Source organism: Burkholderia sp. BCC0506, from assembly GCF_902833145.1.
GTDB lineage: Bacteria > Pseudomonadota > Gammaproteobacteria > Burkholderiales > Burkholderiaceae > Burkholderia.
The window spans coordinates 1-12,344 of the sequence record NZ_CADFEN010000002.1; the positions used below are offsets into that span (position 1 = coordinate 1).

The window sequence follows — 12,344 nt, forward strand, 5'->3', positions numbered from 1 at the left end:
CCGTGGCTGACGACCACCGACTGGCCGGTGAGCGCGGCGCTCGGGAATGCCGACAGGAACAGCACCGTCTGCGCGACATCCTGCACCGTCGTGAACACGCCATCGACCGTGTTGCCCAACATCACCTTCTTGATCACGTCCTCTTCGCTGATGCCGAGCTCCTTCGCCTGCTCCGGAATCTGCTTGTCGACCAGCGGCGTACGCACGAAGCCCGGACACACGACGTGCGAGCGCACGTTGTGCTTCGCGCCTTCCTTCGCCAGCACGCGCGCGAGACCCAGCAGACCGTGCTTGGCCGTCACGTACGCCGACTTCAGCGGCGACGCTTCGTGCGAGTGCACCGAACCCATGTAGATCACGACGCCGCCGCGATCGTCCTTGTACATGTGCTTGAGCGCGGCCTTGGTCGTCAGGAACGCGCCGTCGACGTGGATCGCCTGCATCTTCTTCCAGTCGGCGAACGAGTAGTTCTCGATCGGGTTGACGATCTGGATGCCCGCGTTCGACACGAGGATGTCGACCGAGCCGAACGTTTCGGCCACCTTGTCGATGCCGCTGTTCACGGCCTCCTCGTTGGTCACGTCCATCGCGACGCCGATCGCCTTGCCGCCCGCCTTGACGATCTCGTCGGCGACCGCGTTCGCGCCGTCCTGGTTCAGGTCGGCGATCGCGACGGCCGCGCCTGCCTTGGCCAGCTCCAGTGCGATTTCCTTGCCGATGCCGCTCGCGGCGCCCGTGACGACTGCGGTCTTGCCATTCAGGTTGCTCATGTTCGTATTCCCGTGGTGAAAGGATTGACAGGGAGAAAGGACTGCGGACGCGTTACTGGGCCAGGTAATCGTAGACGACTTCGCCGAGGCCCAGCGTCAAATCCGCAACGAGGTGGCGCGCCTCGACGATCTCGAGCACGGGCAGATCGGCCACCGGCGCGAGCGCGTGCGGCGCCAGCTCGAGCGATGCGGGGCCCGTCCACGCGCCCTTCATCTTGATGTCCTGCATGTAATAGCGCACCAGTTCGCAGACGCGCGCGGTGCCGTCGACGTGCGGGATGATCTTCAGCAGGAAATTGGGGCCGGCGAGCCGCTTCGTCTGCTCGTCGATGTCGAGTTCCTGGTGCTTGTAGCCCATCGTGCCGGTCGCGACGCGCACCTTGCCGTAGTCGAGCGTGCCGAGAAGGTGATCGGTGTTCACGTGCAGCGTGGGCGACGCGAGCTTTTTCGGAAAGCCCCACAGCTCGCGGCCGCCGGCGATCGGCGGGTGATCGTCGAGATACATCGCGAGCGTATAGCCGCCGGCCTGGCCGTTGTATTCGACGGGGATCACCTGGCCACTTTCGGTGTAATCGCCGAAGCCGGTCGAATCGGCCATGCGGATGAATTCGTAATGCACGAGCGGCTCGGTGACCTGCAGCGGCTCGGGGACGATTTCGCGGAGGCGCTCCGGATCGGTGCGGTACGTGATGATCAGAAACTCACGATCGACGAAACGGTACGGGCCCATCGGGAACGCAGGGCTGGTCAACGGCATCGCAAACGCTTTCGATCGGACATCGCTGGGTTTCATGCGGACTCCTTGTTGTTGAGCGCTTCGTGGATGAGTGGTCGTAATCGTATGCCTGTGCGTTGCCGTTGTGCGATGCCGCAATCGGAATTAATTGTTGCCGATTTCGAATAATTTGCGGCGTAAATATTGAGATGAATGATGCAAACGGCCTGAATGGCGCTCCGGCCGCGCAATGGTCGCGCGCGTCGATGACGCCATGATGTGAAAAAGGTGAGTCTTTACGGGAGCCATGGTGAGCCTTTCCGGGAGACGGTCTCGCGAGAATATGACAATTGTGTGAACTTGTGCTGCAGTGCAGGCTCTAAGTGCGTTCGCCGCGCGAGCCTCGTCCGCGCGGCGCGCGCATTAAGCACCGCTTAAGCGGGCAACCCCTAGCATCGTTCGTATCCGGCCGGACAACCGGCCGATCCTTTCCGCCCCACGCAACCGGATTCATGCAGAACCTCAATCTCGCCCTCTTTTCCGCCATCAACGCCGGCGGTGCGCCGCACCCGGGCGTGGCCCGCCTCGCGATCTTCGCCGCCGACTGGCTCGTCTATGCGCTGCCCGCGATGCTGCTGCTGACCTGGATCTTCGGCGCGCGCCCCGCGCGGCGCCAGGCGATCGAAGCCGGTGTGGGCGTCTGCGCGGCGCTCGTGCTCGCGCAGGTGCTCGGGCACGTCTGGTTCTCGCCGCGCCCGTTCATGGCCGGCGTCGGCACGCAGCTGATTCCGCACGCACCGGACAGCTCGTTTCCGAGCGATCACATGACGTTCGCGTGGAGCATGGCGGTCGGCCTGCTGCTTGGCGGCACGACGCGGGTCACCGGATTCGTGATGGCCGCGATGGCCGTGACGATCGCATGGGGGCGCATCTACGCGGGCGTGCACTGGCCGTTCGACATGGCAGGCGGCGTGCTGGTCGGCACGGTGGGCGCACTGGCCGCACACCTGTACGGGCAACGCGTGACCGCGCTGCTCGAACGGCTCGGCGATTCGGTGCATGCAATCGTGATGGGGCGCCGGCAGGCGCCGTAACCGAAACGAAGCGGCTGGGCGGTCAGCCGGGCGAGCCGGCTGTGCGGCCCGGTTCGGCCGAGGCGGACGGGCCGCTGCCCACGTCGTGCAGTTCGGGCGTATCGGCCGGATGCCGCGCGGCATCGCGATCGAGGGCGCTTTCCTTCAGGATCGCGCACATCGCGACGAACAGCGCGAGGACCACTGCGGCGAGACCGCAATAGCCGGCGATCTTCAAGTGGCGAAGGAACGGCGAAGCGTGGTTTTCTTTTGTCATGACCGGGCGCTCCTGGCGGGCTGCGGCGGCTGTCGCCCGACAGCGGCGTCGCAGCCATACATATATACCAGCCGCGATGCCGATGCCAAGCCCGCCGCTGCGCCGGCGCCACGATTGTTGCGCCCGCCGGTCGACCGGGCGCGCCGGTCAGTCTTCCAGCGTTTCGTGCACGGCCGCCGCGCCGCGCTTCCAGTAGGCCGCCGCGCGGATACGCGACTTGTCGACGCCGCGCTCGCCGGTCAGGTGCTGGCGCACGGCGCGCATCGACAGCGCTTCGCCGGCCGCCCACACGTAGCCGTCGCCGGACGACGGCAAAGGCAGATCGCGGACGGCATTGAGCAGCACGTCGCCGTCCGCCGCGTCGGCTTCGGCGCGGAAACGCCAGATTTCATGCACGTCGGCGCGCGTATCGAACGAGATCTGCGCGGTACGATCCGCGACTTCCAGCACGACCGCCGCGCGCGCACCGGCCGGCAGTTCCTCGAGGCGCCGCGCGACGGCCGGCAGCGCCGTATCGTCGCCGATCAGCAGGTGCCAGTCGAAACCGGTCGGCACGACGAACGAACCGCGTGGGCCGCCGATGCCGAGCCATTGGCCGACGCGTGCCTGCGCGGCCCACTGCGATGCCGGGCCCGGATGGTTCAGCACGAATTCCAGATCGAGCTCGCCGGCGGCGCGGTCGAAGCGACGCGGCGTGAAGTCGCGCGCGACGGGCTTCGGTTCGCCTTCCGGAAACTCGGGGCCGTTCGCGCCGAGCGTCGGCAGCGCGGGCCGTTCCGCGCCCGGCAGCGGGAAAAATACCTTCACGTGATCGTCGAACGACGCGGATTCGAAATCCACGAGATCGGGACCGCCGAGCGTGACGCGCAGCAGATGCGGCGTCACGGGCCGCACGCGCAGGACTTGCAGCAGGCGGAACTTGAGGGTGTGGCGCACGCGGGTCACGGTGCGTTCGGACGTGTTTTGCATCGATCCGTTCTCCTTGGGTAGTGACGGGGCGGCGCGGATCACGCGCCGGCGCCGCCTTCGATTTCGGCCGTCGCACGGCGCATGATGGCCGCGATGCGGCGCTGTTCGTCGGGATCGGCGGCGCTCTTGTGCAGCAGCGCGCGCTTGAGCGCGAGACGTGCCTCGACGAATTCCGGCAGCCAGCCGGCTTGCGACTCGTCCTGCGCTTCGCTGCCCGCCGCTTCCCCGGCGAACGCGCGGCGCATGAACTCCATCTTGCGGGCGAGGTGCGTGAGGCGCGCGAACAGCGTGTCGACGCGTTCGCGCTGGGCGTCGAGATGGGCGCGGCCCGCGTCGGTCAGCGCATAGCGCTTGCGGTTGCCTTCCGCCTGCGACGCGACGAAGCCGACTTCCTCGAGATACGTGAGCGCCGGATACACCATGCCGGGGCTCGGGCTGTAAAAGCCGTTCGAGCGCGTGTCGAGTGCCTTGATCAGTTCGTAGCCGTGGCTGGGTTGTTCAGCCACCAGTGCGAGCAGCAGCAACTGGAGATCGTCGGAGCTGAACTGGCGGCCGCGCGGCATACCGTCGTCGCCGAAATCGCCGAAGCCGCGTCCGCCCCGGCCGCCGAACGGGCCGCCACCGCCAAACGGATCGTGGCCGCGGCGATGGCGGCCGATTGCGTGCAAGACGCCGGCAAACCAGTCAGGGCCGGCATGCGCCCCATGACCGTCGCATCGGGCATGGCCGCGGGAGGGGTTGTGTCGCATGATCGTGTCCTATATGTCGGAAAATATATCTAAAGATATATATCGAAAGATAGGGTGTCAAGGACCATTATTGGGGGCGGGATGGTGGATTGTGGTTGTGTAGGTTGGCAAAAAAGGTGACCCTTTTTGCAGTATTTGATCAAAGCTATTGATCTTGGAATTTGATAAAGCTTGTTGTTCTTTTATTTGCGAGTAGCCACCATTTTCATGGATGCGCGTCTGGCACCTTGGGCCTAGTCGGGCTGTAATCGCGGTGTACTGTTTGAGGCTACGCACGCAGCATCGACCGTTAAGCAGTGCTTGGCCGAACAGTCTGTAACCCGACATAGGCCGTGCGCGCGAACAGCCCGCCGCCGATAATCGAGCCGTTGCCGAGCGAATACTGGTTGACGAGCCGGAAGATCGCACGCGTGCCCGCGCCGAGGTCCTCCTTGCCTTCGAAGCCGAGCAGGTTCGGAAAGAAGATGTTGTCGTCGAGTTTCGCGGCGCCGTGGCCGCCCTGGTTGCTGACGTAGCTGATGCCGGCATCCATCAGCCCGAACATCGTCACGCTGCTCTGCGCGAACACTGCGGCGGGAAGCGTACAGGCCGCGAGCGCCAGAAAGGTCTTTTTTATCATCTCCAAAATGCTCCTCCAGGTCCGATCGAGCCGGGTGCTTTTTAATGGGACTACTGATTAATGTGAGGAAACAGAAACCGGGCGAACCCGGTTCAGCGTCAGTCGAAGAAAGATGCGCACCGCACCGCGCATCGGCAGATCGGGTCGATGCGCCGATGCGCCGCGTGCCGTGCGCTAGACCGTCGAATACCCGCCGTCCACCGGCACGACCGCGCCGGTCACGAACGACGCGCCGGGCGAGCACAGGAACAGGATCACTTCCGCCACTTCGTCGGCCGTGCCCCAGCGTCCGAGCGGCGTGCGCTCGAGGATGCGGCGCGACGCCTGTGTGTCGGCCATCAGCCCGCTGCTGAGCGGCGTGTCGATCCAGCCCGGCGCGACCGCATTCACGCGGATGCCGCGATCGGCCCACGCTTGCGCGAGCGAACGCGTGAGCTGCGCGATGCCGCCCTTGCTCGCGCTGTACGCGGGCCGGTCCTTGCTGCCGAAGTACGTGTACATCGACGCGATATTGACGATGCTGCCGCCGTTGGCCGCCAGCGCGGGCCGCGCGGCGTCGGAGGCCCGCATCACCGACGTCAGGTTCACGTTCAGCACGTGCTCGAACTGATCCATCCGGTATTCGTCCGCGTGGCGGCTGATGCCGACGCCGTTGACGAGCACGCCGAGCCGCGGCAGCGCGGCGATCGTGCGCGTCAGTGCATCGCCGTCGGCCACGTCGAGCTCCACGCACCGGATGCCGGCATGCACGGGCGCATGCGGGCCGGCTGCATGGAGCCCGAGCGCGACGACCGATGCGCCCGCCTGCGCGAACCGCAGCGCGGTGCGCGCGCCGATGCCCGACGTGCCGCCCGTCACCACGACGGACTGCCCGTCAAACGTCCACTGACGATTCATGCTCGACACTCCCGTTGGTGGAGGTACGACGGGCCGGCCGCTGCGCGGGTGAAACGAGGATCTTGATCTGCGTGCGATCGGCGAGCAGCGCGTCGAAGCCGTCGGCGACCGCATCTTCGAGCGACACGGTGCGCGTGACGATCGACGTGAGGTCGAGCGCGCCCGACGCGACGAGGCGCAGCAGGTCTTCGTACGCATGCCGATAGCCGACGCTCGCGGTGAAGGTCAGCTCGTCGTTGACCGCGCGGAACGCGTCGAAACCCGCGTGCGGCATCAGGCCGACCATCACGACGCGGCCACCCTTGCGCAGCGCCTGCATCGCCGATTCGAACGTGACCTGCAAGCCGGCCGCTTCGAAACTCGTATCGACGCCGAGCCCGCCCGTGACCGCGCGAATCGCGTGCTGCAACGCCGATGCATCGAGCCGGCGCGCATCGAACGCATGCGTCGCACCGAGGCGCGTGGCGGCGGCGAGCCGCTCGGGCGACACGTCGACGGCAATGATCGTCGTCGCGCCCTGCAGCTTCGCGAGCATGATCAGCAGCAGGCCGATCGGCCCGAGCCCGAACACCGCGCAGGTGTCGCCGAGCCGCAGTTCGCCGCGCCGCAGCGCATGCAGCGCCACGGCGGCCGGCTCCATCACCGCGGCCTGTTCGAGGCTCACGCCGTCGGGCAGCCGATGCAGCATGTAGGCCGGCACGACCGCGAAGTCGGCCATCCCGCCGTCGCCCATCAGCCCGGCGAAGCCCATCGACACGCACAGGTTGTACGACCCCGAGCGGCAGTACGCGCACTGGCTGCAGCGATATTCGGGCTCGACCGCGACGCGATCGCCCGCGCGCAGCGCCGTCACGCCTGCGCCGACTTCGACGACGGTGCCGCAGAACTCGTGGCCGAGCGTGAGCGGCGCGGTGCGGCGCGACAGCGGATGCGGCGCATCGACCGGAATCGCGTGCGGGCCGTCCGCATATTCGTGCAGATCGCTGCCGCAGATGCCGCAATACGCGACCGCGATGCGCACGTCGCCGGGGCCGACGCGCGGCGTGTCGATTTCCACGAGACGGACGTCGCGCGGGCCGTGCCATTGAAGTGCGCGCATGTCAGCGTCCTCCGAGGTTTGGCGTGTCGAGGCGGCCGGCCGCGGCGCCGGCGAGCGCGCGCTTGCGCAGCACGGCCGGCGCGGTTTCGACGAGGCCGAACGACAGCACGCACGCGAGGATCGCGCCGATGCTCGACGTCCACATCGCGAACTGCAGGCCGTACCTGTCGGCCGCGAAGCCGGCGACGGTCGGCGCGACGAAGCCGCCGATCAGCTCGCCGGCGCCCATGATCAGCCCGAGCGCGCTCGCGATCGCGTGCGGCGGCACCGTTTCGGCCGGGATCGTCGCCATGAACAGCGTGAAGCAGCCGAGGCCCGTGTACGTGGCGAACACCAGCGCGCCGAGCGCCCACACCGAGCCGACGTGGATCAGCACGACCGGGCACACGGCCGCGATCAGCGCGAACGCGATCATGGTCGGCTTGCGGCCGATCCGGTCGGAGATCGCCGGCACCGCGAAGCCCCAGAACACCCACGCGGCGCCGAGGCACGTCATCACGACGCCCATGTCGGACGGCGACAGGTGGCGGCTCTCCACGAGGAACACCGGCGCGAACGAGATGACCACGACGAACCACGTGAGGAAGAAGCAGCTGATCAGTACGCACAGCAGGATGTTGCGCTCCTTCAGCAGCGCCCAGCGGCTGACCGTCGCGCCGCCGGTGGCCACCGACGCGGTGGTTTCTGCCTGCGCGTGACGCACGCCGCCGGGCGGCACTTCGCGCACCCAGCGCCAGAGGCAGAACGCGATCAGGAAGCCCGGGATGCACGACACGTAGAACGCCTCGCGCCAGCCGTATGCGGTGGCGATGCCGATCACGACCGGCGGGCCGATCATCGCGCCGAGCAGGCCGGCGGCCGAGCCTTGCAGCAGGCCCATGTTCAGCCCGCGGCGGCTCGGCGTCGAACTCTCGACCATCAGCGATTGCGACAGCGGCAGCACCGGGCCTTCGGCGATGCCCATCAGCGCGCGAAACGCGATCAGGCTCGCGAAGCCGCCGACGAGACCCGACAGCGCCGAGCACACGGAAAAGCCGAGCACGCTCGCGATCAGCAGCGGCTTGCGGGTGCCGCGCGCATCGGACCACGCACCGGTGGCGGCGCCCGACAGCGCCCACGTCAGCGCGAGCGCGGACGACACCATGCCGAGTTGCGTGTTCGTCAGGTGCAGCTCGGCCGACATGAACGGGAACAGGAACGACAGCGCGAGGCGGTCGAAGAACACGAAACCGAACGTCATGAACAGGATCAGCAGCAGCCTGTTCTCGTACGTCCAGACGGGTCTGGAAGAGGAAGGAGCAGACATTGTGAGCCTCGCCGCGCGTCAGCGGAACAGCTTCTCGATCGCTTGCGCGCCGAGGCCGACCTTCTCGTAGTGCGCCTTGCACATCGCGATATACGAATGCACGTCGAAGTAGCCGTCGGGATTGCCTGCGTCGTCGAGCCAGATCAGCGGACCCTTGACGATGAAGAACGCGCGCATCGGCTCGGGGTGATCGAACGCGACGAGCGTGTGGCCTTCACCCGGTGTCTCGTATACGAAATCGCCGCGCGTCGCGGTCCATTCGTGTTCCAGGTAACCCCATTTGCCCGACAGCGTGTACGCGAACACCTCGTGCGGGTGATAGTGCCGGTTCACGAGCCCGGCCTGCTTCGCCATCAGGATGTCGCACCATTTGTTCTGCGACGGCGAGATCCACAGCGGCCGCGACGAAACCGTTTCGGTGAACGGAACGTAATAGCGCTCGTCGTCGGTGGCCGCGTTCGGGATGTAGGCTTCGGGCAGCGCATCGGGCTTGAACGGATTGGCAATCGCCGGAATGTTTTGCCAGAATTCGGATACGGCTTTGTCGACCACGGTGTGTCTCCTTGTATGTAGGGGGTGTCGTGGGCTCGACTTTAGCCAGCCGGTGCGCGCCGCTCTTGACTGGGCCGGACGCATTGCTTGACCGCGCCGGACATTGCATCGCATCAAAATCCAGACGAACCTTCCCCCAATCCGTGCCGCTCCGCACGCAGGCGCCAGCAGGAGGCGACGTGACGAATTCGACCGTTTTTTCACGCACGCGAGGCTCGACGGCCGACGTGCCGGTGCGCGACCGGATGGCGTACTGGGATGCGTTCAACGCGGCGACGCTCGTCGGCCTGCGCTGCTCGTCGCTGTCGCCGGCCGGGCTCGAGGCGGAGAAAACCGACATCGCGTTGCCGGAGCTCGGCATCGCCGACATCAGCGGGCAGGACCACGTGATCGAGCGCAGCCCCGCGCTGGTGCGCCAGTTGCCGAAGGAGTCGCTGTTCGCGTGTCAGATCGTGAGCGGGCGCGCGTATTTCATCCAGCGCGACCGGTGCCTGCTCGCGGAAGCCGGCGACGTCGTCGTCTACGACACGCGCGTACCGTATCTGTTCGGATTCCTGACGCCGATGCGGCAACTGCTGATCGATATCCCGATCACGACGCTCGACGATCGCCTCGATGCGGAACTGGCCGCGCTGCCGCTGCGGATCGCGCCGAAGCCGGGCGCCGGCGCGATGCTCGGCGCGACGTTGCGCGCGAGCGTCGAGCGGTTCATGAAGGCGCCCGTCGAGCGCGACGCCGCGCGGTTCACCGAGCACACGCGCACGCTGATCGCGGAGCTCATCGACACGGAAGTGAACGGCGCGGGCGCATCGCGCGCGTCGCTGTCGTACCTGCTGACCGCGAAGCAGTACATCGCGACGCATCTCGGCGAGCCGGAGCTCGCGCCGCAGGCCGTCGCCGATGCGGTCGGGCTGTCGCTGCGGCATCTGGGCCGCCTCTTCGCGGCCGAAGGCGAATCGATCACGCAGCACATCTGGTCGGAACGGCTGTCGCACGCGCACCGCGAACTGACCGACGCACGGCTGCGCAAGACGAGCATCGGCGAGATCGCGTTTCGCTGGGGATTTTCGAGCCAGGCGCACTTCAGCCGCGCGATTCGCGAGCGCTACGGCGCGTCGCCGATGGCGCTGCGCGACGCGGCGCGTGAGGCCGGGGGCTGATACCGGTTTTTCGATGATTCGACGGCGGCGGCGCGTGCATCACGCGCCGCTTTCGTTTTCGGCGCGCCGTCGCGAGATGGGGAGCAGGTGCGGCGCGAAACAGCCCGGTCGGGCCGCGCGGCCATCGGGCGGCCGCCGTTGTATTCATCCACCCTGCGCGCACCGCAGGCGGGCCGTGGAACCGTAACGCCGTTCACCCGGCCGCCCTGCCGCCGCCACGAGCCTCAGGGCGCGCTGGCTTCGTCGATCCGGCGGATGTCGTCCTGGTCGAGCGTGACGCGGATCGCTTCGCCGAGCAGCGCGAGCTGCGCGAGCGACGTGGCGCTCGCGATCGGCGCGGTGATCGTCGGCCGCGCGATCTGCCATGCGAGCGCGATCGCGGCCGGCTGCGTGCCGTGCTTCGCCGACACGGCGTCGAGCGCCGCGAGGATGCGCAGGCCGCGTTCGTTCAGATAGCCGGCGACGCGATCGCCGCGCACGCTCTTCTTCAGGTCGGCTTCGCTGCGGTACTTGCCCGACAGGAATCCGCTCGCGAGCGCGTAGTAGTTGACGACGCCGAGCTTCAGGTCGCGCACGACCGGCTCGAGATCGCGCTCATAGTCGGCGCGGTCGAGCAGGTTGTATTCGGGCTGGATGACCTGGTAGGCGGGCAGCCCGTCGCGCGCGCTGATCGCGGCGGCTTCGCGCAGGCGCGCGCCGCTGTAGTTCGACGCGCCGATGAGGCGCACCTTGCCCGCGTCGATCAGCGTTTGATAGGCGCCGAGCGTTTCTTCGAGCGGGGCCGTGTCGGCGAGATCGCGGTGCGAGAAATACAGGTCGATGTAGTCGGTCTGCAGACGGCGCAGCGAATCGTCGACGGCCTTCAGGATGTTGTCTTTCGACAGACCCGCGCGCGCGCCGAGCAGGCCGACCTTGGTCGCGATCACGACTTGCTCGCGCTTGCCGGAGCGCTTCAGCCACTTGCCGATGATCGTTTCCGATTCGCCGCCGTGGTTGCCGGGAACCCAGGCCGAATAGACGTCGGCCGTGTCGATGAAGTTGATGCCGGTGTCGGCGAGCGCGTCGAGCAACGCGAACGATGCGTTTTCGTCGACGGTCCAGCCGAAGACGTTGCCGCCGAATGCGAGCGGCGAAACCTGAATGCTGGAGGTACCGAGGGTGCGATGTGCCATGTTCTGCTCCGATAACTGCAGATAACGGGATTGAACTGCGGGATGGGTCGAGGCGATCGCGGCGGGACGGCAGGACGCGCGGGGCGGTACCGCCGTTGTCGCGGGACACTGGACATTCTCGCCGATCGTTTCGATTCGTGCAGGCGCAGTCGCGTCGCGATGGTGGACGGTTTGCGGCAGATGGCGGAGACCGTGTCCGCTGCGTGAGGATTCCGTGCGGCGGCGTTCGATCGGGAGCGAATTTTTGCGGCGACGTGCGCGTCGGGAATCAGGCAGATTGCGCCGGCGTGGCGCCCACGCGGAGGGAAAGCCGGGCGGCAGGCGGCCGCCCGTGCGAGACGGTTCGGTCAGCGCAACTGCACGGCCGCGAGAAACAGCACCATGCTGCCGATCGCGCCATCCAGCACACGCCACGCGACCGCCTTGCGGAACCATGGCGCGAGCAATCGCGCGCCATAGCCGAGCCCGAGGAACCACACGACGCTCACCGTCATCGCGCCGATCGCGAACGCGAGCCGCGCGCCTTCCGGCTCGCGCGCGCCGGCCGTGCCGATCAGCAGGAACGTGTCGAGATACACGTGCGGGTTGAGCCACGTGAACGCGAGCGTCATCAGCACGATCGCAACCGCGCCCTGCGGCGGCGGCGCGACCGCGTCGCCGCGCACGTCGAGCGTGTCGTGGCCCGGCTTGAACGCACGGCGCAGCGCGTTGATGCCGAACCACGCGAGATACGCGAGGCCGACGTACAGCACCGCATGGACGAAGGTCGGATAGCGCTCGACGAGCGCCGACGCGCCGCCGACCCCCGCACCGATCAGGATCATGTCGGACACCGCGCACAGCAGCACGATCTTGCCGACGTGCGAGCGCATGATGCCCTGGCGCAGCACGAACGCGTTCTGCGCGCCGATGGTGACGATGAGCGACGCGCACAGTGCGGCGCCGTGGGAAAAAGCGAGCCAGTTCATGAGGAGGACAGCCGTGGA

13 protein-coding genes and 1 pseudogene are annotated in these 12,344 nt (G+C 67.3%); 2 read left to right on the forward strand and 12 right to left on the reverse strand.

The features are described from left to right. Both HWX62_RS04060 and HWX62_RS04065 read right to left on the reverse strand, forming a co-directional pair. Positions 1–770, reverse strand: a 770-nt coding sequence (locus HWX62_RS04060; protein WP_175930428.1) for a 3-hydroxybutyrate dehydrogenase, incomplete at its 3' end; no start/stop codon positions are given. 52 nt (positions 771–822) lie between these two features. Continuing rightward, positions 823–1,563 (reverse strand): acetoacetate decarboxylase, encoded by a 741-nt coding sequence (locus tag HWX62_RS04065; protein ID WP_175930427.1) that lies wholly within the window; start codon positions 1,561–1,563, stop codon positions 823–825. Positions 1,564–1,997: 434 nt separating this feature from the next. Here HWX62_RS04065 and HWX62_RS04070 point away from each other — a divergent pair, with 434 nt between their 5' ends. After that, positions 1,998–2,579, forward strand: coding sequence for a phosphatase PAP2 family protein (locus HWX62_RS04070; RefSeq protein WP_175930426.1), 582 nt, complete (start codon positions 1,998–2,000; stop codon positions 2,577–2,579). A 22-nt stretch (positions 2,580–2,601) separates the two neighbouring features. Here the strand turns inward: HWX62_RS04070 and HWX62_RS04075 are convergent, their stop codons facing one another. The 8 genes and pseudogenes from HWX62_RS04075 to HWX62_RS04110 form a co-directional block, all read right to left on the reverse strand. After that, complete coding sequence (locus HWX62_RS04075; RefSeq protein ID WP_175930425.1) at positions 2,602–2,835, reverse strand: hypothetical protein; 234 nt, start codon at positions 2,833–2,835, stop codon at positions 2,602–2,604. A gap of 147 nt (positions 2,836–2,982) precedes the next feature. Next, a complete protein-coding gene (locus HWX62_RS04080; protein WP_175930424.1) occupies positions 2,983–3,804 on the reverse strand; it encodes a siderophore-interacting protein in 822 nt (273 codons plus the stop codon). A 38-nt stretch (positions 3,805–3,842) separates the two neighbouring features. Then, a complete protein-coding gene (locus tag HWX62_RS04085; RefSeq protein ID WP_175930423.1) occupies positions 3,843–4,553 on the reverse strand; it encodes a PadR family transcriptional regulator in 711 nt (236 codons plus the stop codon). A 313-nt stretch (positions 4,554–4,866) separates the two neighbouring features. Next, positions 4,867–5,172 (reverse strand): annotated as a pseudogene (locus HWX62_RS04090) (porin); the annotation flags it as partial. A gap of 174 nt (positions 5,173–5,346) precedes the next feature. Beyond that, positions 5,347–6,069, reverse strand: a complete 723-nt coding sequence (locus HWX62_RS04095) for an SDR family oxidoreductase (RefSeq protein ID WP_175930422.1) — start codon at positions 6,067–6,069, stop codon at positions 5,347–5,349. Beyond that, positions 6,047–7,168, reverse strand: coding sequence for a 2,3-butanediol dehydrogenase (locus tag HWX62_RS04100; protein ID WP_175930421.1), 1,122 nt, complete (start codon positions 7,166–7,168; stop codon positions 6,047–6,049). Before HWX62_RS04100 ends, HWX62_RS04095 begins: the two co-directional genes overlap by 23 nt. A 1-nt stretch (position 7,169) precedes the next feature. Next, a complete protein-coding gene (locus HWX62_RS04105) occupies positions 7,170–8,474 on the reverse strand; it encodes an MFS transporter (RefSeq protein ID WP_175930420.1) in 1,305 nt (434 codons plus the stop codon). A gap of 18 nt (positions 8,475–8,492) precedes the next feature. Then, the gene (locus HWX62_RS04110; protein WP_175930419.1) at positions 8,493–9,026 is read right to left on the reverse strand and encodes a 2,4'-dihydroxyacetophenone dioxygenase family protein; all 534 of its coding nucleotides are present in this window, start codon (positions 9,024–9,026) and stop codon (positions 8,493–8,495) included. Positions 9,027–9,205: 179 nt separating this feature from the next. Between HWX62_RS04110 and HWX62_RS04115 the strand changes: the two genes are divergently transcribed. Beyond that, entirely contained in the window at positions 9,206–10,186 is a 981-nt protein-coding gene (locus HWX62_RS04115; protein ID WP_175930418.1) for a helix-turn-helix domain-containing protein, read from the forward strand. A gap of 224 nt (positions 10,187–10,410) precedes the next feature. Here the strand turns inward: HWX62_RS04115 and HWX62_RS04120 are convergent, their stop codons facing one another. Continuing rightward, a complete protein-coding gene (locus tag HWX62_RS04120; protein WP_175930417.1) occupies positions 10,411–11,358 on the reverse strand; it encodes an aldo/keto reductase in 948 nt (315 codons plus the stop codon). A gap of 347 nt (positions 11,359–11,705) precedes the next feature. After that, positions 11,706–12,326: a LysE/ArgO family amino acid transporter gene (locus HWX62_RS04125; RefSeq protein WP_175930416.1), complete on the reverse strand. Its 621-nt coding sequence runs from the start codon at positions 12,324–12,326 to the stop codon at positions 11,706–11,708. Between the last annotated feature and the right edge of the window lie 18 nt (positions 12,327–12,344).

Excerpts from the sequence above, each read along its gene's own strand:
- HWX62_RS04085 (WP_175930423.1), bottom strand. The coding sequence starts at position 4,553 with ATGCGACACAACCCCTCCCGCGGCCATGCCCGATGCGACGGTCATGGG.
- HWX62_RS04120 (WP_175930417.1), bottom strand. The coding sequence starts at position 11,358 with ATGGCACATCGCACCCTCGGTACCTCCAGCATTCAGGTTTCGCCGCTC.
- HWX62_RS04105 (WP_175930420.1), bottom strand. The coding sequence starts at position 8,474 with ATGTCTGCTCCTTCCTCTTCCAGACCCGTCTGGACGTACGAGAACAGG.
- HWX62_RS04080 (WP_175930424.1), bottom strand. The coding sequence starts at position 3,804 with ATGCAAAACACGTCCGAACGCACCGTGACCCGCGTGCGCCACACCCTC.
- HWX62_RS04075 (WP_175930425.1), bottom strand. The coding sequence starts at position 2,835 with ATGACAAAAGAAAACCACGCTTCGCCGTTCCTTCGCCACTTGAAGATC.
- HWX62_RS04095 (WP_175930422.1), bottom strand. The coding sequence starts at position 6,069 with ATGAATCGTCAGTGGACGTTTGACGGGCAGTCCGTCGTGGTGACGGGC.
- HWX62_RS04125 (WP_175930416.1), bottom strand. The coding sequence starts at position 12,326 with ATGAACTGGCTCGCTTTTTCCCACGGCGCCGCACTGTGCGCGTCGCTC.
- HWX62_RS04065 (WP_175930427.1), bottom strand. The coding sequence starts at position 1,563 with ATGAAACCCAGCGATGTCCGATCGAAAGCGTTTGCGATGCCGTTGACC.
- HWX62_RS04070 (WP_175930426.1), top strand. The coding sequence starts at position 1,998 with ATGCAGAACCTCAATCTCGCCCTCTTTTCCGCCATCAACGCCGGCGGT.
- HWX62_RS04100 (WP_175930421.1), bottom strand. The coding sequence starts at position 7,168 with ATGCGCGCACTTCAATGGCACGGCCCGCGCGACGTCCGTCTCGTGGAA.